Source organism: Thermomonas sp. (assembly GCF_041905325.1).
Taxonomy (GTDB): domain Bacteria; phylum Pseudomonadota; class Gammaproteobacteria; order Xanthomonadales; family Xanthomonadaceae; genus Thermomonas.
This window is the reverse complement of record NZ_JAYRLK010000002.1, coordinates 314068-335271: the sequence shown is the minus strand read 5'-3', so window position 1 is coordinate 335271 and position 21204 is coordinate 314068. Positions and strand designations below refer to the sequence as shown.

The window sequence follows — 21204 nt, the reverse complement described above, 5'->3', positions numbered from 1 at the left end:
TTTGAATCGCGATGGAAAGATATATATGGATCTGGAAGGCTGGTCATCGCACCTGAAGGTGTTTGCCGACGCCACCCGCGTGCGCCTGCTGGCGCTGCTGGAAGGCGAGGAACTCACCGTGGCCGAATTGTCGGCGATCACCCAGCTGGCGCAGCCGCGCGTGTCCACCCACCTGGCCAAGCTCAAGGACGCCGGGCTGGTGCGCGACCGCCGCGCCGGGGTGTCGGCCTACTACCGCTTCGATGATGCCGCCATCGAGCCGGCGCAGCGGATGCTGTGGCAGTCGATCCGCACCGGCAGCGACGACCCGCTGCTGCGCCAGGATGCCGAACGCGTACCGGCGGTTCTGGCGATGCGCGCCGCCGACCAGAACTGGGCCGACAGCGTGGCCGGCGACATGGAACGCCACTACTCGCCGGGCCGCACCTGGGAGGCGCTGGCGCGCACCGCCATCCCGTTGCTGTGGCCGGGTGACGTGCTGGACATCGCCTCCGGCGATGGCGTGCTGGCCGAGTTGCTGTCACCGCACGCCGACCGCTATGTCTGCATCGACTCCAGCCAGCGCGTGGTGGCCGCCGCCAGCGAGCGCCTGCGCCGCTTCGAGAACGTGGAGGTGCGCGAGGGCGACATGCACGCGCTGCCGTTCGCCGACGCCAGCTTCGACCTGGTGGTGCTGATGCACGCGCTGACCTACGCCGCGCGCCCGGCGCAGGCGGTGGCCGAAGCGGCGCGCGTGCTCAAGCCCGGCGGACGCCTGTTGCTGTCCAGCCTGGCCCGCCACGAGCACCGCAGCGTGGTGGAAGCCTATGGCCACGTCAATCTCGGCTTCAGTGAAAAAGAACTGCGCAAATTCGCGGAAAAAGCCGGGCTGGGTATTGCCAACTGCGAAACCGTCACCCGCGAACGCCGCCCGCCGCATTTCGAAGTGATTTCGCTGACCGGCGTGAAGCCGTGACACCAAGGAACACCATGCACACCCTCCCCTGGAACAACCCCGCCCGCGCCGAAGCACTGCAGGCCGCACTGGCGCGCCGCATCCTGATCATCGACGGTGCCATGGGCACCATGATCCAGCGCCATGAGCTGCAGGAAGCCGACTATCGCGGCGAACGCTTTGCCGAAGGCTACGACGCCTTGTTTGCGGCAGAAGGCCACACCCACGGTCCCGGCTGCGGCTGCGAAAGCCACGACCAGCGCGGCAACAACGACCTGCTGTCGCTGACCCGCCCCGAGATCATCGCCGGCATCCACCGCCAATATCTCGAAGCAGGCGCGGATCTGGTCGAGACCAATACCTTCAATTCCACCAGCATCTCGCTGGCCGACTACCGCCTGCAACATCTGGTGCGCGAACTCAACCGTGAAGGCGCGCGCCTGGCCCGCGCCGAATGCGACGCCATCGAAGCGCAGACACCCGACCAGCCGCGCTTCGTGATCGGCGTTCTCGGCCCCACCAGCCGCACCGCCTCGCTGTCGCCGGACGTGAACCGCCCCGGTTTCCGCGCGATCAGTTTCGACGAGCTGGCGGAAGCCTACCGGGAGGCCGCGCGCGGCCTGATCGAAGGCGGTGCCGACATCCTGATGGTGGAAACCGTGTTCGACACCCTCAACGCCAAGGCCGCGCTGTTCGCCATCGACGATGTGTTCGAAGAGATCGGGGCGCGCCTGCCGGTGATGATCTCCGGCACCATTACCGACGCCTCCGGCCGCACCCTGTCCGGGCAAACTGCCGAGGCGTTCTGGTACTCGCTGCGCCACAGCCGGCCGCTGGCGATCGGCCTGAACTGCGCGCTCGGCGCCAAGGACCTGCGCCAGCACGTGGACGTGCTTTCCACCGTGGCCGATACCCACGTCAGCTGCCACCCCAATGCTGGCCTGCCCAATGCGTTTGGCGGCTACGACGAAACCCCGGAAGACATGGCCGTGATCCTGCGCGAGTTCGCGCAAAGCGGGCTGATCAACCTGGTCGGTGGCTGCTGCGGCACCACGCCGGAACATATCGCCGCGATTGCCGCCGCCGTGCGCGGGCTGCCGCCGCGGGCGGTGCCGGTGGTCGGCACGCAGGAGCAGGCTGCATGAGCACCACCCTCCCCCGCTTCACCCGCCTGTCCGGCCTCGAACCGCTGGTCATCACGCCCGAATCGAACTTCATCAACGTCGGCGAGCGCACCAACGTCACCGGCAGCGCGCAGTTCAAGAAACTGATCCTCGAAGGCCGGCTGGACGAGGCGGTGGTAGTCGCGCGCCAGCAGGTGGAGAACGGCGCGCAGGTCATCGACGTCAACATGGACGAGGGTCTGCTCGACTCCGAGAAGGCGATGGTGGAATACCTCAACCTGATCGCCGCCGAGCCCGACATCGCCAAGGTGCCGGTGATGGTGGACAGCTCGAAGTGGTCGGTGATCGAGGCCGGGCTGAAGTGCCTGCAGGGCAAGGGCATCGTCAATTCCATTTCGATGAAGGAAGGCGAAGCCGAGTTCCTGCGTCAGGCGCGATTGGTGCGCCGCTACGGCGCGGCGGTGGTGGTGATGGCCTTCGACGAGGTGGGCCAGGCCGATACCGCGCAGCGCAAGGTGGAGATCAGCGCACGCGCCTACAAGCTGCTGACCGAGGAGATCGGCTTCCCGCCCGAGGACATCATCTTCGATCCCAACTGTTTCGCCATCGCCACCGGGATTGAAGAACACAACAACTACGCGGTCGATTTCATCGAGGCCGCGGGCGAGCTGCGCCGGCGGTTCCCGTACAGCCATATTTCCGGCGGCGTCTCCAACGTCTCGTTCTCCTTCCGTGGCAACGAGCCGGTGCGGCAAGCGATCCATGTGGTGTTCCTGTACCACGCCATCAAGGCCGGCATGGACATGGGCATCGTCAACGCCGGCACGTTGCCGCTGTACGACCAGCTGGACCCGCTGCTGCGCGAACGGGTCGAGGACGTGGTGCTGAACCGCCGCGGCGACGCCACCGAGCGGCTGCTGGAGATCGCCGACAACTTCAAGAAGAAAAAGGGCGAGAAGAAGGTCGAGGACCTGCAGTGGCGCGAGCAGCCGGTGGCCGCGCGGCTCTCGCATGCGCTGGTGAACGGCATCGACCAGTACGTGGTGGAAGACACCGAGGAAGCCCGCCAGCAGGCCACGCGGCCGCTGGACGTGATCGAAGGCCCGCTGATGGACGGCATGAACGTGGTCGGCGACCTGTTCGGCGCCGGCAAGATGTTCCTGCCGCAGGTGGTGAAGTCGGCGCGGGTGATGAAGAAGGCGGTGGCGCACCTGCTGCCCTTCATCGAGGCCGAGAAGCTGCGCACAGGCGATGTCGGCAAGAGCAACGGCAAGATCGTGATGGCCACGGTCAAGGGCGACGTGCACGACATCGGCAAGAACATCGTCGGGGTGGTGCTGGCCTGCAACAACTTCGAGGTCATCGACCTCGGGGTGATGGTGCCGGCGCAGAAGATCCTGGACACCGCGATCGCCGAGAACGCCGACATGATCGGCGTGTCCGGCCTGATCACGCCGTCGCTGGAGGAGATGAGCCACGTCGCCCGCGAGATGCAGCGGCAGGGTTTCACCATGCCGCTGCTGATCGGCGGCGCCACCACCTCGCGCGCGCACACCGCGCTGAAGATCGACCCGCACTACAAGTCACCCACGATCTGGGTGAAGGATGCCAGCCGCGCGGTGGGCGTGGCGCAGTCGCTGATGAGCCCGGAGCTGCGCGACGATTTCGTGCAGGCCGCCGCCAACGACTACGCCGACGTGCGCCAGCGCCACCGCAACCGCGGCGACGGCAAGCGGCTGGTGTCTCTGGACAAGGCGCGCGCGCAATCGTTCAAGTACGACTGGAGCAGCTACACCCCGCCGGCGCCGAAGCAGCCGGGGCTGCACGTGTTCGACGACTACCCGCTGGCCGAACTGGTGGAGTGCATCGACTGGTCGCCGTTCTTCAACGCCTGGGAGCTGGCCGGCAAGTACCCGGCGATCCTCACCGACGACGTGGTGGGCACGCAGGCCAGCGAGTTGTACCGCGACGCGCGCGCGATGCTGCGCAAGATCGTCGACGGGAAATGGCTGACCGCCAAGGCGGTTTGCGGCTTCTGGCCAGCCAACAGCGTGGGCGATGACGTGGTGATTCAAACCCATCCCCTCCCCAACCCTCCCCTTGAAGGGGAGGGCTTTGAAGCCTGGTTCCGCTTCTTGCGCCAGCAGGCCGACAAGCCGGTGGAACGGCCCAACCTGTGCCTGGCCGACTACATCGCGCCGAAGGACAGTGGCAAGCAGGACTGGATCGGTGGGTTCGCGGTGACGGCCGGCCTCGGCATCGAACCGCATCTTGAGCGCTTCCGCGCCGACCACGACGATTACAGCGCGATCCTGCTCAAGGCGCTGGCCGACCGCCTGGCCGAAGCCTTTGCCGAACGGCTACACCAGCGCGTCCGCAAGGAGTTCTGGGGCTACGCGGCGGACGAGACGCTGGACAACGACGCGTTGATCGCCGAGCGCTACCGGGGCATCCGCCCCGCCCCCGGCTACCCGGCCTGCCCGGAACACAGCGAGAAACGGGCGCTGTTCGACCTGCTGGGTGCTACCGCCAATGCGGGCGTCGAGCTGACCGACCACTTCGCCATGTATCCGGCGGCCAGCGTGTCCGGGCTGTATTTCAGCCACCCGGACAGCAAGTACTTCGTGGTCGGGCGGGTGACGAAGGAACAGGTGGCCGACTACGCCCGGCGCAAGGGCGTGGACATGGCACAGGCGGAGCGCTGGCTGTCGTTCAACCTGGACTACGACCCGGATTGATCGAACGGAAAGCAGGGTCGGAGTGGATCACCCGCTTTTTGCGCCCGGTTTCCCTCACCAGACCAGATCGTCCGGCACCTGATACAAGGGGTCGGAATACGGGTCGTCTTCCGCCGGCGCGTTCGGGTCGACCTTCAAGGCGACGGCCTGGGCGAAGATCGCTTCGGCTTCAGCCAACGTGGCTGCGTCCACCAGCAGGTAGCGACCGTTCATCTGCACCACGCCCAGCGCGCCGGCATTGAGCGCCTTCAGCTGCTCGGCGGTGACATGCACGCGCTTGATTTTGCCGCCGTATTCGAAATGACGGACATGATCGGCGTCGGCGGCGTTCAGCGCCTTGTCCTTGAGGAAGACCTCCAGCTTCGCCTTGGCCTCGCGGCGCTGGCGTGCCTCTTCCTGCTTCAACCGCTCGGCCTCGATGCGTTCGTCTTTTTCCTTCTGCGCGCGGATCGCATAGGCCTTGGCCAGGTCGATGTCCTCGCGCGACATCTTTTTCTGGTGCGGGGGGTTCTGCGGACGCGACTGCGGGCGACCGGGCTGCACCGGGCGGCCGGAATGCGCCGGCTTGCCGACGTGCGCGGGCTTGCCACCCTGCGGCTTGCGGGCGTCCTGCTGCGGACGTGGCGCGGGCTTCGGGGCATCCTTGAAACCCAGGCCCAGCAGCTGATCGCGGAGGGAATTGCTCATGAGGGATCGCAAGCTCAGTAGTGCGGAGGGGGGGGTTCGGCGGCCACGTCGCCGGTGACGGGACTTGCGGCCAGTGCGCTGCGCAATTGACGCAACTCCTCCAGCGCCCGGTGCAGGCGCAGGGCATTGTGGGTTTCCTCGCTGCGCGCGGCGGCCAGCGCATCGCTCAATTCCAGCAGCGCCTGTTCCTGGAAGGCGAACCGGGTTTCCAGATCGACCAACCGTTGCTCGAGGTCGGTCATGCTTCTTCCTTGCGCAACGAGCGCCCGCGGCCGATGCCGTAATAGGCGATGCCGGCGGCTTCCACTTCGTCGGGGGCATACAGGTTGCGACCATCGAACAACACCGCGTCGGCCAGCGCTGCTTTCAGCCTGGCGAAATCGGGGCTGCGGAACTGCTTCCATTCGGTGACCACCACCAGCGCATCGGCACCTTCCAGCACGTCGGTGGCGGCGCCGCACAACACCAGGTCATCGCGCTGCCCGAAGATGCGCCGGGTTTCGGACATCGCCTCGGGGTCGAACGCGCGCACCCGCGCACCGGCGTTCCACAACTGTGCCAACAGGGTGCGGCTGGAGGCTTCGCGCATGTCGTCGGTATTGGGTTTGAATGCCAGCCCCCACACCGCCACGCTCTTTCCGCGCAGGCCCGCTTCGCCACCGTAGTGGCGGGCCATCAGTTCGAACAGATGGCCCTTCTGCGCGGCATTGACCGCCTCCACGGCGTCCAGCAATCGCGGCGCAACGCCGTGCTGCTGGGCGATCCTGGCCAGCGCCTGCACGTCCTTGGGGAAGCAGGAGCCGCCGTAGCCGGCACCGGGGTAGATGAAATGCCAACCGATGCGCGGATCGGAGCCGATGCCCTTGCGCACCATCTCCACGTCCGCGCCCACCTGCTCGGCGATGTTGGCGATCTCGTTCATGAAGCTGATCTTGGTTGCCAGCATCGCGTTGGCGGCGTACTTGGTCAGCTCGGCGGAGCGCACGTCCATCGCCACGATGCGGTCGTGGTTGCGGTTGAACGGCGCGTACAGGCGCCGCAGCGTCTCCAGCGCGGAGGCGCTGGAGGTGCCGATGACGATGCGGTCCGGGCGCATGCAGTCCTCGACCGCCGCGCCCTCCTTCAGGAACTCGGGGTTGGACACGACTTCGAAGTCGATGCCGACACCGCGCACCGCCAGTTCGGCGGCGATGGTGGCCCGCACCTTGTCGGCGGTGCCCACCGGCACGGTGGACTTGTCCACCACCACCACCGGCTGCTGCATGTGGTGGCCGATGGTGCGCGCCACCGCCAGCACGTATTGCAGGTCGGCACTGCCGTCCTCGTCCGGCGGCGTGCCCACGGCGATGAAGATCACCGTCCCATGCGCGATCCCGGCAGCGGCGTCGGTGGTGAAGCGCAACCGGCCAGCGGCATGGTTGGCCCGCACCATCGGGGTGAGGCCCGGCTCGTAGATCGGCACCACACCCGCATTCAGGCCCTCCACTTTCGCCGCATCGATGTCCACGCACACCACGTCATGGCCCACTTCGGCCAGGCAGGTGCCGGTCACCAGGCCCACGTAGCCGGTTCCGAAAATGCATACGCGCATCGCGCATTCCTCCGCAAAAAAAGAAACGCCCGGGCGCGCCAGGCGCGCCACGGGCGGATGCCGTGCGATCAGTTGCCAGCGGGCTTCTTGACGACGTCCAGCAGCTCCACTTCGAATTCCAGTACCTGGTTCGGGCCGATCTGCGGCGGTGCCTGTTCGCCATAGGCCAACCGGGCCGGGATCCAGAACTTGTACTTGCCGCCCACCTGCATCAATTGCAGGCCTTCGGACCAACCCGGAATCACGCCGTTCAACGGCAGCACCGCCGGCTCGCCGCGCTTGTAGGAGCTGTCGAATTCGGTGCCATCCAGCAGCGAGCCACGGTAATTCACCTTGACCCCGTCCTCGGCACCGGGCTTGGCGCCCTTGCCCGCGGTGACCACCTGGTATTGCAGGCCCGACGCGGTGGTGACCACGCCCGCCTTCTTGCCGTTCTCGGCCAGGAACTTGTCGCCCTTGGCGAGGTTGGCCTGCGCCTCTTCCATCATCTTGGCCATCTGCTTGGCCTGCATCTTCTGGCCGAAGGCCTGCATGATCTGCTGGGCCTGCTCTTCGGTGATCTGGGTCTTCTGGCCGGCCAGTTGGGTACGCAGTGCCTTGACCAACGCATCCACGTTCACCTCGCCCTTGATATCGGTCAGCTGCTTGCCCATCGCCATGCCGATGCTGTAACCCACCTGGTCCTTCTCGGTGGGCAGGCCCGGATAGCCGGCCTTCGCGGACGCACCGTTCTGCGCGCCGCCAGCGGACACGTCGACGGGCTTCTGCTCGGCCTTGCAAGCGGAAAGGGCAAGCAGCATGGCAGCGGCAAGCACGGTGGTGCGGGCAAACGGCTTCATCGGTCGGAAACTCCAGAGGATGGGGATGGAACCGGCGATCAGGCCGGCAAACGGTAAGTCGGGTTGGACTTATTCGACGCCCAACAGTTCAACATCGAACAGCAGGGTGGCATTGGGGGGAATGTCGGCACCGGCGCCCTTGTCGCCATAGCCCAGCGCGGCCGGAATCCAGAAGCGGTATTGGGCCCCCACCGGCATCATGCCGACGCCTTCGCTCCAGCCCTTGATCACCTGGTCAAGGCCGAATACCGCCGGCTCGCCACGCGCATAGGAGCTGTCGAAGGTAGTGCCGTCGAGCAGCTTGCCGACGTAGTGCACGCGCACCCGCTGGCCCGGTCGCGGGCGCACGCCGGCACCCTGCCGCAGCACGCTGTATTGCAGGCCGCTGGGAGTGACGAACACGCCCTTGACCTGGCGATTGGCGTCGAGGAATGCCTGCTCCTTGCGCTGGGCCTCCTGCCCCGCCGCGGCACGCTGCGTGGCCCGCGCCGCAGCCATCCGTGCCGACCAGTCGCTGCGCGCCTGCGCAATGGCCTCGGCGGACAGCGCCGGCGTGGCCTGCGGGTTGGCACCGTCCTGCACACCGCGCAGGAACATCGGCATGACCAGGCTGCCCTGCATGTCCTGCACGCCGCGCGCGAGATCGGCCCCCACCAGCAACGCCACCTTGACGCGGTCCACGGGCTGCGCCGGCTTGCCTGCCTTGCGCGCAACGATGTTGGCCATCATCGCCCGCAGCGTGGGGCCGGCATCGGCGGCCGGCAGCAAGGGCTTGCCTCCGGCCATCGCGTTCTCCAGCGCGCGCTGCAACGCGGGCATGTCGATGTCCGGCAGGCCCGGCCCGATGCTGCTGCCGGCATCCAGACCGCGCACGTAACTGATCTTGTCGAACTCGCCAGCCGGCGTCGCCTGCTGGGCATGCAACAGGCCGATCGAAAGAACGCTGGCAAGCAACGCGCCCAGGGCGCGCATCGCAAATCGCATGGTGGCAGACCTCGCTCCGGGGACCCGTGTACGGCGGCGCCGTGCCCGGGACAACGGACTATTGTGGTCGTCGCGGCGGCAACCGGCAATCCTGCCGCGTCGCGGGGCCGGGGCGCGGCATCTTCCAACCATGACTTCAGTTGGGTGGATCGGGGCTTGACGGGGCAATTTGTAGTGTTATAGTTGCCTACAACACCAGACACCCAGAGCAGGACGTTCACCATGAACCGCAAGCTCCACAACTCCCTGATGGCCGCCACCACCTGCAGCGTGCTGCTGGTTGCCGCCCTGATGGCCAGCACGCCGGCCGCCCCCGCAGACCCGCCCTCCATCGCCGCCGGTTCCACCCTCACCGCAGCCACTGCCGGCACCACGGCGAAAACCGCCCGGCACGCGCACCAGTCGGTGCGGATGCCGTTCTTTTCCTTCCTTCCGCAGGGCTGACCCATGAATGCCGTCGAATGGAGCGATGGGGCTCCGATCTACCGCCAGCTGAAGGAGCGTGTCGTGGCGATGCTGCTGGATGGCGTCCTCAAGCCGGGCGATGCGTTGCCCTCGGTGCGCCAGGTAGCCGCCGAATACCAGCTCAATCCAATCACCGTCTCGCGCGCCTACCAGGAGCTCGCGGATGAACAACTCGTCGAAAAACGCAGGGGTCTTGGCATGTACGTCACCGATGGCGCCAATGCGCGCTTGTTGCACAGCGAACGCGAACGTTTCCTGCGCGAAGAATGGCCGCTGATGCTGGAACGCATCCAGCGCCTGGGCCTGAAGATCGAAGAACTGCTGGATGCCAAGCAGAAGTGGGGGCAGAAGTGAACGCCAATCCCTCAACCACCGTGGTCTCCGCCCGCGGCCTGCGCAAGGCCTACAAGAACAAGCTGGCACTGGACAACACCACGTTCGAGATCCCGGCCGGGCGCATCGTCGGCCTGATCGGCCCCAACGGCGCCGGCAAGACCACCGCCCTCAAGGCGATCCTCGGCCTGATCCCGTTCGACGGCGATCTGAAGGTGCTGGGCAAGGACCCGCGCAGCCAGCGCGACGAACTCATGAATGATGTCTGCTTCATCGCCGACGTGGCGGTGCTGCCGCGCTGGATCAGCGTGGCGCAGGCCATCGAGTTCGTCGCCGGGGTGCACCCGCGCTTCGACGCCGCCAAGTGCCGGCGTTTCCTCGAAGGGACCCAGCTCAAGCCGGGCCTGAAGGTGCGCGAGATGTCCAAGGGCATGATCGTGCAGCTGCACCTGGCGCTGGTGATGGCCATCGACGCCCGCCTGCTGGTGCTCGACGAGCCCACCCTGGGCCTGGACATCCTCTACCGCAAGCAGTTCTACCAGCGCCTGCTGGAAGACTATTTCGACGAGGAAAAAACCATCCTGGTCACCACCCACCAGGTGGAGGAGATCGAACACATCCTCACCGACGTGATGTTCATCCAGGGCGGCAAGGTGGTGCTGGATGCCGCCATGGAGACGCTGGGTGAACGCTACGTCGAGGTGCTGGTGAACGCCGACAAGCTGGAGGCGGCCCGTGCGCTCAAGCCCATCGACGAACGCGCGCTGCCGTTCGGCAAGACGGTAATGGTCTTCGACGGCACCGCCCCCGGCCAACTGGCCGCGCTGGGCGAAACCCGTACCCCCGGCCTGGCCGACCTGTTCGTGGCCACCATGAAAGGAACCTACGCATGAACGCCATCGCTGCATCCACGGCCAAGCCCGTGCCGCACCCCGTCCACAAGCTGAAGCTGCTGCTGCAGCGCGAGTTCTGGGAGCACAAGGGGGGATTTTTCTGGGCGCCGATCTGGGCCGGCGGCATTTCCCTGCTGTTGACCCTGATGGGCCTGATCATGGCCGAAGTGGGCCTGCGCAAGGTCGCCTCCGAGCGCGGCGGCCTGAAGATCGACGGTGAGGTCGTCATCAACGGGCTCGACATCAGCACCTTGAGTTCGCACATGAGTTCGGGCGACATGCAGAAACTCGCCGACGGCGTCACCACCGCCACCGCCAGCGCCATGCTCTGGCCGATGCTGGTACTGGGCTTCGTGGTGTTCTTCTACTGCCTGGGCAGCCTGTACGACGAGCGCAAGGACCGCAGCGTGCTGTTCTGGAAGTCGCTGCCGGTGTCCGACCGCGACACCGTGCTGTCGAAGGTCGGCAGCGCACTGCTGGTGGCCCCGGTGCTGGCAGTGGCCGTGGGTATCGCCTGCATGGTCGGCTTCCTGCTGATCCTCAGCCTGTTCGTGCTGATCCACCACGGCAACCCGTTCACCCTGCTGTGGGCCCCCGGCAGCCTGCTCTCCAGCGCCGGCGTGTTCCTTGCCGCGATCCCGGTGTATGCGCTGTGGGCATTGCCCTCCGCCGGTTGGCTGCTGCTGTGCTCGGCCTGGTCGAAGAGCAAGCCGTTCCTGTGGGCGATCCTGCTGCCGGTCTTCGCCGGGGTCTTCGTCAGCTGGTTCGACCTGATGAGCGCCTTCGACCTGGGCAGCAGCTGGTTCTGGAAGCACGTGGTGGCGCACCTGCTGGGCGGCGTGTTCCCCGGCACCTGGTTTGCCGCTGCCGATGCCTCCTCGCTGCGTGACGTCGTGACCTCCTCCACCACCGGCGTGAACCACATGGCGGTCGTGAAGAGCATGTACACCGTCCTTGCCTCGCCGGAAACGTGGATCGGGGCGGTGGCCGGCATCGGCATGATCGCCGCCGCCATTCGCCTGCGCCGCTGGCGCGACGAAGGCTGACCCCCTCTTTCCGGCACCTCCAGGACATCACCATGCATCCCAAGACGCACATCCTGTTCGCCCTGCTGGCCTGCCTGCCGCTGGCCGCCTGCAGCCACCCCACCCCGCCGCCGGCCACGCAAGCCGGCGACACCGCCGACAAGGGCCTGATCGCCCGCCACGTCGACCGCGCACTGGACGAGGCCCGCAAGGAATTGCATGCGAACAACCTCAGCCTGAACGGCCACATCAGCATCCACGTCAATGACAACGGCAAGCACGCGGAAGCGCCGGAGTCCCACCTGCCCAAGGCGGAGATCAGCCCGCAAGGGGATCTGCTGGTGGAGGGCAAACCGGTGGCGGTCACTGCGGCCCAGCGCCAGCAACTGCTGGGGTATCGCAACCAGGTAATCGCCATCGCCGAAGCGGGCATGGACATCGGCGCGCAAGGGGCCGGCATTGCCGGCACCGCCCTGCAGGGCGTGGCCGGGGCGATCTTCGGCGGCGACAAGGGCCAGAAGGACTTCGAAGCGAAAATGGAAGCGGAAGGCAAGAAGATCGAAGCCCAGGCCATGCAGCTGTGCAAACGCCTGCCGCCGTTGCTGGCATCGCAGCAATCATTGGCCGCCAGCCTGCCCGCCTTCAAGCCTTACGCCACCATGACGCGGGAAGACATCGACGACTGCGGCAAGCATGGCAAGGGCGATGGCGTGGCGGTCATGAGCGACTGACCCCGTTCCTCCCCCGCACCCCCGGGCCGTGCACGCACGGCCCGGTTTTCATTGGCCGGACGCCCCCACCCCGCCCTTGGTCAGCGCCACCGGGTCCAGCAGCTTGCGCAATTGCTTTTCGTTCAGGCCGCTGTCTTCCAGGGCCACATCGAACACGGGGCGGTTTTCGGCGTAGGCGCGCTTGGCGATCTTCGCGGCCTTCTCGTAACCGATCACCGGATTGAGCGCAGTGACAAGGATGGGATTGCGCGCCAGCGCCTGCGCCACCACGTCTTTTCGAATCTTCAACGTGGCAACGGCATCGTCGGCCAGCGCACGCATGGCATTCGCCAGCAGGCCGATCGCCTCGTCCAGATTGCAGGCCAGCAGCGGCAGCATCACGTTGAGCTGGAAGTTGCCGCTCTGCCCGGCCACGGTATTGGCCTGGTGCAGCCCCATCACCTGCGCGCAGACCATGCACAGCGCTTCGGGAATGACCGGATTGACCTTGCCCGGCATGATCGAGCTGCCCGGCTGCAGCGCCTGCAATTCGATTTCGCCCAGCCCCGCCAGTGGGCCGGAGTTCATCCAGCGCAAATCATTCCCGATCTTCATCAGCGCCACCGCCAGCACGCTCAACTGGCCGGACAGCTCCACCAGATCGTCCTGCGCCGCCAATCCCTCGAAGGTATTCGGGTTCTGGCTGAAACCGAGGCCGGTCGCCGCGTTCAGTGCCTTCGCCACCGCCTTGCCGAACTTCGGATGCGCATTGATGCCTGTTCCAATCGCGGTGCCGCCGATCGGCAGCCGCGCCACCCGCCCCAGGCTGTCCTCGATCCGCGCCTGCGCCGACGCCAGCTGCGCCTCCCAGGCACCGAACTCCTGCGCGAAGGTCAGCGGCATCGCGTCCATCAGGTGGGTGCGCCCGGTCTTCACCACCCCGCCGATGGCCTTGGCCTGCGCGTCGATGGTATTGCGCAGGTGTTCCAGCGCCGGCAGCAGCGCGGCTTCGGTTTCGCGCACCGCCATCACCCGCAGCGCGGTGGGGATGGTGTCGTTGCTGCTCTGGCCCAGGTTCACATGGTCATTGGGGTGGATGGCCAGCCCCGACGCGCTGCCGGCGAGATGGGCAATCACCTCGTTGGCATTCATGTTGGACGACGTGCCCGAGCCGGTCTGGTAGCGGTCGATCGGGAAGTGCTCGGCATGCGCGCCACCGGCCACGGCGGTGGCGGCTTCGACGATGGCATCGGCGCGCTTGCCATCCAGCAGGCCCAGATGGCCGTTGACCAGCGCCGCCGAAGCCTTCACCAGCGCCAGCGCGCGGATGAATGCCGCCGGCATCGGCCGTCCGGAGATGTGGAAGTTGTCCAGCGCGCGCTGGGTCTGCGCCCCCCACAGTGCATCTGCGGGCACCTGCAGCTTGCCCATGCTGTCGTGTTCGCTGCGAAACCCCTTGCGCTTGCCGCTGGCCATGTCGCCCTGCCGTTCGTGGAGATGTCATCGGGAAGCTTGCGCCGCCCGGGTGCGGCTGCACAAGGCAGCCAACCAAGCTCCGATCTACAATGGCCGCCCCGTTGCCGACCGTTGCCCCCCATGTCCCACGCCCTCACCGCCCTGTCCCCGCTCGATGGCCGCTATGCCGGCAAGGTCGATGCCCTGCGCCCGATCTTTTCCGAATACGGCCTGATCCGTGCCCGCGTGAAGGTGGAAGTGGAATGGCTGCTGGCCCTGGCCGGCGAGCCCGGCATTCCCGAATTGGCGCCGTTTTCCGATGCCGCGGCTGCACGGCTGCGGGCGCTGGCCGATGGTTTCAGCGTGGAACACGCGGCGCGGGTGAAGGCCATCGAGGCCACCACCAACCACGATGTCAAGGCGGTGGAGTACTTCATCAAGGAGCAGCTCAAGGGGGATGCGGAGCTGGGCCCGGCGCTGGAATTCGTGCATTTCGCCTGCACCAGCGAGGACATCAACAACCTGTCCTACGGGTTGATGCTGGACGCCGCGCGCCGCGACGTGGTGCTGCCGGGCTTCCGCAGGATCGCCGACAGCCTGCGCCGGCTTGCCCATGCCCAGGCGGCGCAACCGATGCTCTCGCGCACCCACGGCCAGACCGCCTCGCCGACCACGCTGGGCAAGGAAATCGCCAACGTAGTGGCACGGCTGGAGCGGCAGATCCGGCAGATCGACGCGGTGGAGCTGACCGGCAAGATCAATGGCGCGGTGGGCAATTACAACGCGCACGTCATCAGCTACCCGGACGTGGACTGGCCGGCGTTCGCGCAACGGTTCGTGGAAAGTCTGGGGCTGGTGTTCAACCCCTACACCACCCAGATCGAGCCGCACGACAACGTGGCCGAACTGGGAGATGCCACCCGGCGCGCCAACACCATCCTGGTGGATTTCGCCCGCGACGTGTGGGGTTATGTCTCGCTGGGCTATTTCAAGCAGAAGTTGAAGGAAGGCGAGGTGGGCTCATCCACCATGCCGCACAAGGTGAACCCGATCGACTTCGAGAATGCCGAGGGCAATTTCGGGTTGGCCAATGCGCTGCTGGAACATTTCTCCGCCAAGCTGCCGATCAGCCGCTGGCAGCGCGACCTCACCGATTCCACCGTGTTGCGCGCGCTGGGGACCGCCTTCGGCCATTCGCTGGTGGCGCTGGAGTCGCTGGCCAAGGGCATCGGCAAGCTGGAGGTGAATCCGCAGCGGCTGGAGCAAGACCTCGACGCCGCCTGGGAAGTGCTGGCCGAAGCCGTGCAGACGGTGATGCGCCGCCACGGCCTGCCCAACCCCTATGAACAATTGAAGGCGCTGACCCGCGGCCACGGCATCACCGCCGACTCCATGCGTGCCTTCATCGAGGGGCTGGCGCTGCCCGCCGACGCCAAGGCACGCCTGCTGGCACTGACCCCGGCCAGCTACAACGGCCTGGCCGCAACGCTGGCACGAGGCATCTGAGATGGCCATGACGCCGGCGCTGGCATTCGAGATCGACGCGACCGGCAAGGGGCCGCTGGGCATGCCGCCCGGGACGTTCCTGCGCGACTACTGGCAGAAGCGCCCGCTGCTGATCCGCAATGCCTTCCCCGGCTTCGTGTCGCCGCTGGAACCGGAAGACCTGGCCGGGCTGGCCTGCGAGGAAGGCGCGCTGGCGCGGTTGGTGGAGTACGACCGCGCAAACGACCGCTGGGCGCTGCGCCACGGGCCGTTCGAGGAAGACGTGTTCCCGGCCCTGCCCGACCATGACTGGACGCTGCTGGTGCAGGATGTGGACAAGTGGGACGCCGACGTGCGCGGCCTGCTTGCGCAGTTCGACTTCCTGCCGCGCTGGCGGATGGACGACATCATGGTCAGCTTCGCCGCCACCGGCGGCTCGGTGGGCGCGCACATCGACCAGTACGACGTGTTCCTGCTGCAGGGCCAGGGCCAGCGCCGCTGGATGATCGACACCGCTCCGAACCCGGCCAGCGATTACCGCAGCGACGTCGACATCCGCCTGCTCACACACTTCACGCCCACCCACGACTGGGTGCTGCAACCCGGCGACATGCTCTACCTGCCGCCCGGCATTCCACACCACGGCGTTGCGGTGGACCCGTGCCTGACCATTTCGGTGGGCCTGCGTGCCCCCAGTGCGGCGGAATTGCTGGACGATTACGCCAGCACGCTGGCCGCCGACGCCCCCGACACCCTGCGTTACGTCGACCCCGACCTGACCCTGCCGGACGATTGCGGCGAGATCGACGCCGCCGCACTGGCCCGCGCCGACACCGCGCTGCGCCAGCTGCACATGGACGACCCCGACCGCTTCGGCGACTGGTTCGGCAGCTTCATCACCACCTACCGCTGCGCAGTGCAGCCGGCCGCCGCCGAGGCAGTGCCTGCGTCAAGCGAGATTGCACCGGCTCTGGCCACCGGGGCGCTGTTGCTGCGCCACCCGTGGTCGCGGATGGCCTGGCGGCGTGCCAGCACCGGGGGCGCACGCCTGTACGCGGGCGGGCAGGCCCATGCGCTGGCGGTGGAGGATGCGCGCACACTGGCGGCAGCGGATGCCATCGACCAGACGCTGTACGCCCGGCTGGGCCCGCCGGGGCACGCCGCCGTGCAGGCCCTGCTGGCGGCCGGTCATTACCACTTGGTGCAGGAGGATGCGGCATGAACGACACCCCCGGTTCCGACTCCACATCCGAGCTGTTCCGCATCAGTGACCACCCCGCCGCGGTGGACATCGCCACCCGCATCGTCATTGCCGCCCGTCGCCGGGTGTGGGTGCGCAGCCTGGACCTGGAGGCGTGGTTGTTCGACCACCCCGACCTGCTTGCGGCGCTGCGCGGCTTCGCCACCGCCAGCCGCGACGTGCAGGTGCAGGTGCTGCTGCACGACGCCGCCGCACCGCAGGCCGCCCACGCCAAACTGCTGGACCTGGCGCAACGCCTGCCCAGCGTGTTCCAGTTCCGCGAAGTCACCGACCCGGTCTACCGTGAAGACCGCACCGCATTGATCGCCAACGATGTCGGTGGCTACTACGTCCGCACCCTGGGCGAACGCGTGGAAGGCACCGCCAGCCTCGACGCCCGGGCTCGGGTGCGCCAATTGCAGGCCCGCTTCGAGGAAATCTGGGAGCGTTCGCGCCCGGTCGGCGAATACCGCGCACTGGGCATCTGATGCCCGATTCCGCACCGGATTCTTGATCTGGGCCAATTCCCGGCAAACTGGCTGGGCTATAATTCGCGCTCTTTGCGCCTCCATTCAGTTTTCCGCTGCACCTCCTGGCACGGCCCCCTCCCCCCTCAATCTGGTTGCTAGCCACACCGTGGACAGTCTCCTCAAGCAATTCGCCCAATCCTCGCAGCTCGGCGCCAATGGCGCGTATATCGAAGAACTTTACGAGCAGTACCTGGTCGCACCCGACAGCGTCGATGGCAAGTGGAAACAGTATTTCGATGGCCTGAAGGGCCGCGAAGCCGGCGACATCCCGCATTCGGCCGTGATCGATCACATCGCCGTGGCCGGCAAACTGGCCGCGCGCGGCCTGCTGGCCACGGCCGGCGGCAGTGGTGACGAACGCGAACGCAACGTCGGCCGCCTGATCACCGCCTACCGCTCGCGCGGGCACCTGGCCGCCAGGCTCGACCCGCTGGGCATGACCCCGCCGGATCAGACCCCGGATCTGGAACTGGGCTTCCACCACCTGGGGCAAGCGGACCTGGGCGACGAATTCAGCACCGGCGGCGTCGGTGGGCAGCCACGCATGAAACTGCGTGACCTGCTGGCGCGCCTGCAAGCCACCTACACCGGCAGCATCGGCGCCGAGTTCATGCACATTTTCGAGGCCGACCAGCGCCAATGGCTGTACCAGCGCCTGGAAGCCGCCGGCGGCAATTACAGCCTCGATGCCGATACCCGCCGCCGCACGCTGGAGCGCCTGACGGCGGCCGAAGGGCTGGAACGCTACCTGCATACCAAATACGTCGGCCAGAAGCGCTTCTCGCTGGAGGGCGGCGATGCGCTGATTCCGCTGATGGACACCGTGATCCGCGATGCCGGCAGCGCCGGGGTCAAGGACGTGATCATCGGCATGGCCCACCGCGGTCGCCTGAACGTGCTGGTCAACACGCTGGGCAAGAACCCGCGCAAGCTGTTCGACGAGTTCGAAGGCAAGTTCGACCACGACGAGCACGCCGTGGCCGGCGACGTGAAGTACCACATGGGCTTCTCCGCCGATGTCGCCACTCCCGGTGGCCCGGTGCACGTGGCGCTGGCGTTCAACCCCTCGCATCTGGAAATCGTCGACCCGGTGGTGGCCGGCAGCGTGCGCTCGCGGCAGGAGCGCCGTGGCGACACCGCGCGCAAGCAGGTGATGCCGATCCTGATCCACGGCGACTCGGCCTTCGCCGGCCAGGGCGTGGTGATGGAGCTGTTCCAGATGTCGCAGGCACGCGGCTTCACCGTTGGCGGCACCGTGCACGTGGTGGTCAACAACCAGGTGGGCTTCACCACGTCCAACGTGCACGACACCCGTTCCACCCGCTACTGCACCGACATCGCCAAGTTCGTCGGCGCGCCGGTGCTGCACGTCAACGGCGACGACCCGGAAGCGGTGGTGTTCGCCGCCAAGCTGGCCTTCGAGTTCCGCCAGCAGTTCGGCAAGGACGTGGTGATCGACCTGGTCTGCTACCGTCGCCACGGCCACAACGAGGCCGACGAGCCTTCGATCACCCAGCCCCTGATGTACCAGGTGATCCGCAAGCACAAGACCACCCGCGAGCTGTATGCCGCGCAACTGGAAGCCGCCGGCGTGATCGCCGCCGGTGCCGGCGTGGCGCTGGTGGACAACTACCGCAACAAGCTCGATTCCGGCGAGGTCACCACCGAACTGGCCACGGTGGGCAAGCTCACCGCCGACAACGCCCTGTACGTGGATTGGTCGAAGTTGTTGTCGGGCAAGCTCTCCGATGCCATCAGCACCGCCGTGCCGATGGAGAAGCTGCAAGCGCTGGCGATCCGGATCAACACCATCCCGGCGGAGGTGCAATTGCATTCCCGCGTGGCCAAGGTCTACGAGGACCGCCACAAGATGGCGACGGGCCAGCTGCCGGGTGACTGGGGCTTTGCCGAAAACCTGGCCTACGCCACCCTGGTCGATGCCGGCCATGCACTGCGGCTGGTGGGCCAGGACGTCGGTCGCGGCACCTTCACCCACCGCCACGCCATCCTGCACGACCAGAAGACCGACGCCTACTACCTGCCGCTGCGCCAGCTCACCGACAAGCCGGAAAAGGTCGCGATCATCGATTCGCTGCTCAGCGAAGAAGCGGTGATGGCCTACGAATACGGCTTCTCCACCACCGACCCCGACACCCTGTGCATCTGGGAAGGCCAGTTCGGCGATTTCGCCAACGGCGCGCAGGTGGTGATCGACCAGTTCGTCGCCTCCGGCGAAGCCAAGTGGGGCCGCCTGGCCGGGCTGACCCTGCTGCTGCCGCACGGCTATGAAGGCCAGGGGCCCGAGCACAGCTCGGCGCGACTGGAGCGTTTCCTGCAGCTGTGCGCGCTGGACAACATGCTGGTCTGCGTGCCCTCCACCCCCGCCCAGGCCTACCACATGCTGCGCCGCCAGCTGCGCATGACCACCCGCAAGCCGCTGGTGGTGATGTCGCCGAAGTCGCTGCTGCGCCACAAGTTGGCGGTGTCCTCGCTGGAGGAGATGGCCAACGGCGAGTTCCAGCACCTGATTCCCGACACCACCGCCACCGCCAAGAAGGTCAAGCGCGTGGTGCTGTGCGCCGGCCGGGTCTATTACGACCTGCTGGAGGAAGTGCAGAAGCTGGGCATCAAGGACGTGGCGCTGGTCCGGGTGGAGCAGCTGTATCCGTTCCCGCGCCCGCAGCTGGCCGCCGAGCTCAAGCGCCTGGCCGCCGCCGGCGAAGTGATCTGGTGTCAGGAAGAGCCGCAGAACCAGGGCGCGTGGTACCAGATCCAGCACCATCTGCGCGCCTGCCTGCAGCCCAAGCAGGTGCTGAGCTACGCCGGCCGGCCGCGCTCGCCCTCGCCCGCCGTGGGCCACATGGCCGACCACGTCCGCGAGCTGCAGCAGCTGCTCGCCGCCGCGCTGGTCAACCCGATCGAAAGCGACATCGTCGCCGACTAACCCCATCCGATATTCCGACAGGACGCCCTCATGGCCATTGAAGTCAAAGTCCCGGTTCTCCCCGAATCCGTCGCCGACGCCGTCATCGCAAGCTGGCACAAGAAGGCCGGCGATGCGGTCAAGCGCGACGAAAACCTGCTCGACCTCGAAACCGACAAGGTGGTGCTGGAAGTGCCCTCCCCGGTCGACGGCGTGCTGAAGGAGATCAAGTTCGACGCCGGCGCCACCGTGACCAGCCAGCAGGTGATCGCGCTGATCGAGGAAGGCGCCGTCGCCGCGGCCGCGCCGGCCGCCCCGGCCGCGGAAGCACCGAAGGCCGCCGCGCCGGCCGCTGCCGCCCCGGCCAAGGCCGCGGCACCGGCCGCCGCCTCCGCCGACGTGCCGCCGGGTGCGCGCTTCGCCGCCGCCACCAGCGGGGTGAACCCGAGTGATGTGGCCGGCACCGGCCGCCGCGGCATGGTCACCAAGGAAGACATCGTCAACTACGCCAGCGGCAAGACCGCCGGCGTGGCCGGCGGCGCGCGTCCGGAAGAGCGCGTGCCGATGACCCGTATGCGCGCCCGCATCGCCGAGCGCCTGATGCAGTCCAAGAACTCCATCGCCATGCTGACCTCGTTCAACGAGGTGAACCTCTCCAAGGTCATGCAGATGCGCAAGGAGCTGGGCGAGCAGTTCGAGAAGGCCAACGGCATCAAGCTGGGCTTCATGAGCTTCTTCGCCAAGGCCGCCGCCAACGCGCTGCAGAAGTACCCGGTGATCAACGCCTCGGTGGACGGCAGCGACATCATCTACCACGGCTACGCCGACATCAGCGTGGCGGTCTCCACCGACAAGGGCCTGGTCACGCCGGTGCTGCGCAACGTCGAGCGCATGAGCTTCGCCGAGATCGAAGCCGGCATCGCCACCTATGCCAAGCAGGCGCGCGAAGGCGGGCTGAAGCTGGAAGACCTGCAGGGCGGCACCTTCACGATCACCAACGGCGGCACCTTCGGTTCGCTGATGTCCACCCCGATCGTCAACCCGCCGCAGAGCGCCATCCTCGGCATGCACACGATCAAGGAGCGCGCCATCGTCGAGAACGGCCAGGTGATCGCCGCGCCGATGATGTATCTGGCCATCAGCTACGACCACCGCATCATCGACGGCAAGGACGCGGTGCTGTTCCTGGTCGACATCAAGAACCAGCTCGAGAACCCGCACCGCATGCTGCTGGGCATGTAAGCAACC

The 21204-nt window shown here is 67.0% G+C and carries 19 protein-coding genes; 13 read left to right on the top strand and 6 right to left on the bottom strand.

What is annotated here, in order from left to right:
* The first annotated feature begins 25 nt into the window (after window positions 1-25).
* The 3 genes from ACE3OK_RS03780 to metH are packed head-to-tail and all read left to right on the top strand — an operon-like array spanning window position 26 to window position 4796.
* The gene (locus tag ACE3OK_RS03780) at window positions 26-955 is read left to right on the top strand and encodes an ArsR/SmtB family transcription factor (RefSeq protein ID WP_374248208.1); all 930 of its coding nucleotides are present in this window, start codon (window positions 26-28) and stop codon (window positions 953-955) included.
* 14 nt (window positions 956-969) lie between these two features.
* The gene (locus ACE3OK_RS03775) at window positions 970-2079 is read left to right on the top strand and encodes a homocysteine S-methyltransferase family protein (protein ID WP_374248207.1); all 1110 of its coding nucleotides are present in this window, start codon (window positions 970-972) and stop codon (window positions 2077-2079) included.
* Complete coding sequence (gene metH, locus ACE3OK_RS03770; RefSeq protein ID WP_374248206.1) at window positions 2076-4796, top strand: methionine synthase; 2721 nt, start codon at window positions 2076-2078, stop codon at window positions 4794-4796. The genes ACE3OK_RS03775 and metH overlap by 4 nt, the downstream gene beginning before the upstream one ends.
* Before the next feature lie 54 nt (window positions 4797-4850).
* Here the strand turns inward: metH and ACE3OK_RS03765 are convergent, their stop codons facing one another.
* From ACE3OK_RS03765 to ACE3OK_RS03745, 5 genes are all read right to left on the bottom strand, one after another.
* Window positions 4851-5483 (bottom strand): DUF2058 domain-containing protein, encoded by a 633-nt coding sequence (locus ACE3OK_RS03765; RefSeq protein ID WP_374248205.1) that lies wholly within the window; start codon window positions 5481-5483, stop codon window positions 4851-4853.
* Between the two features lie 14 nt (window positions 5484-5497).
* Window positions 5498-5725, bottom strand: a complete 228-nt coding sequence (locus ACE3OK_RS03760; protein ID WP_374248204.1) for a SlyX family protein — start codon at window positions 5723-5725, stop codon at window positions 5498-5500.
* A complete protein-coding gene (locus ACE3OK_RS03755) occupies window positions 5722-7074 on the bottom strand; it encodes a UDP-glucose/GDP-mannose dehydrogenase family protein (protein ID WP_374248203.1) in 1353 nt (450 codons plus the stop codon). Before ACE3OK_RS03755 ends, ACE3OK_RS03760 begins: the two co-directional genes overlap by 4 nt.
* 68 nt (window positions 7075-7142) lie before the next feature.
* On the bottom strand, window positions 7143-7913 hold the full coding sequence (locus ACE3OK_RS03750; RefSeq protein ID WP_374248202.1) for an FKBP-type peptidyl-prolyl cis-trans isomerase N-terminal domain-containing protein: 771 nt from the start codon (window positions 7911-7913) through the stop codon (window positions 7143-7145).
* A gap of 69 nt (window positions 7914-7982) precedes the next feature.
* Entirely contained in the window at window positions 7983-8897 is a 915-nt protein-coding gene (locus ACE3OK_RS03745) for an FKBP-type peptidyl-prolyl cis-trans isomerase (protein ID WP_374248201.1), read from the bottom strand.
* A 222-nt stretch (window positions 8898-9119) separates the two neighbouring features.
* On the opposite strand from ACE3OK_RS03745, the gene ACE3OK_RS03740 reads away from it, so the two are divergent.
* From ACE3OK_RS03740 to ACE3OK_RS03720, 5 genes are read left to right on the top strand one after another with little or no spacing between them, the layout of a single operon-like run.
* Entirely contained in the window at window positions 9120-9341 is a 222-nt protein-coding gene (locus ACE3OK_RS03740; protein ID WP_374248200.1) for a hypothetical protein, read from the top strand.
* A gap of 3 nt (window positions 9342-9344) precedes the next feature.
* Window positions 9345-9716 (top strand): GntR family transcriptional regulator, encoded by a 372-nt coding sequence (locus ACE3OK_RS03735; RefSeq protein WP_374248199.1) that lies wholly within the window; start codon window positions 9345-9347, stop codon window positions 9714-9716.
* Window positions 9713-10588 carry an ABC transporter ATP-binding protein gene (locus ACE3OK_RS03730; RefSeq protein ID WP_374248198.1) on the top strand — a complete coding sequence of 292 codons (876 nt, stop codon included), beginning with the start codon at window positions 9713-9715 and terminating at the stop codon, window positions 10586-10588. Before ACE3OK_RS03735 ends, ACE3OK_RS03730 begins: the two co-directional genes overlap by 4 nt.
* The gene (locus tag ACE3OK_RS03725) at window positions 10585-11634 is read left to right on the top strand and encodes a hypothetical protein (protein ID WP_374248197.1); all 1050 of its coding nucleotides are present in this window, start codon (window positions 10585-10587) and stop codon (window positions 11632-11634) included. The genes ACE3OK_RS03730 and ACE3OK_RS03725 overlap by 4 nt, the downstream gene beginning before the upstream one ends.
* Window positions 11635-11666: 32 nt before the next feature.
* Window positions 11667-12344 carry a hypothetical protein gene (locus ACE3OK_RS03720; protein WP_374248196.1) on the top strand — a complete coding sequence of 226 codons (678 nt, stop codon included), beginning with the start codon at window positions 11667-11669 and terminating at the stop codon, window positions 12342-12344.
* A 48-nt stretch (window positions 12345-12392) separates the two neighbouring features.
* Here ACE3OK_RS03720 and ACE3OK_RS03715 read toward each other — a convergent pair whose 3' ends face one another.
* Window positions 12393-13799, bottom strand: coding sequence for a class II fumarate hydratase (locus ACE3OK_RS03715; RefSeq protein WP_374248195.1), 1407 nt, complete (start codon window positions 13797-13799; stop codon window positions 12393-12395).
* A 120-nt stretch (window positions 13800-13919) separates the two neighbouring features.
* On the opposite strand from ACE3OK_RS03715, the gene purB reads away from it, so the two are divergent.
* The 5 genes from purB to sucB all read left to right on the top strand — a co-directional run bounded on the left by purB (window position 13920) and on the right by sucB (window position 21198).
* Window positions 13920-15284, top strand: a complete 1365-nt coding sequence (purB, locus tag ACE3OK_RS03710; protein ID WP_374248194.1) for an adenylosuccinate lyase — start codon at window positions 13920-13922, stop codon at window positions 15282-15284.
* A 1-nt stretch (window position 15285) separates the two neighbouring features.
* Complete coding sequence (locus tag ACE3OK_RS03705) at window positions 15286-16485, top strand: JmjC domain-containing protein (RefSeq protein ID WP_374248193.1); 1200 nt, start codon at window positions 15286-15288, stop codon at window positions 16483-16485.
* Window positions 16482-16991, top strand: coding sequence for a hypothetical protein (locus ACE3OK_RS03700; protein WP_374248191.1), 510 nt, complete (start codon window positions 16482-16484; stop codon window positions 16989-16991). Before ACE3OK_RS03705 ends, ACE3OK_RS03700 begins: the two co-directional genes overlap by 4 nt.
* 148 nt (window positions 16992-17139) lie before the next feature.
* On the top strand, window positions 17140-19977 hold the full coding sequence (locus ACE3OK_RS03695) for a 2-oxoglutarate dehydrogenase E1 component (RefSeq protein WP_374248190.1): 2838 nt from the start codon (window positions 17140-17142) through the stop codon (window positions 19975-19977).
* Window positions 19978-20007: 30 nt separating this feature from the next.
* Entirely contained in the window at window positions 20008-21198 is a 1191-nt protein-coding gene (sucB, locus tag ACE3OK_RS03690) for a dihydrolipoyllysine-residue succinyltransferase (protein ID WP_374248188.1), read from the top strand.
* The last annotated feature ends 6 nt before the right edge of the window (window positions 21199-21204 follow it).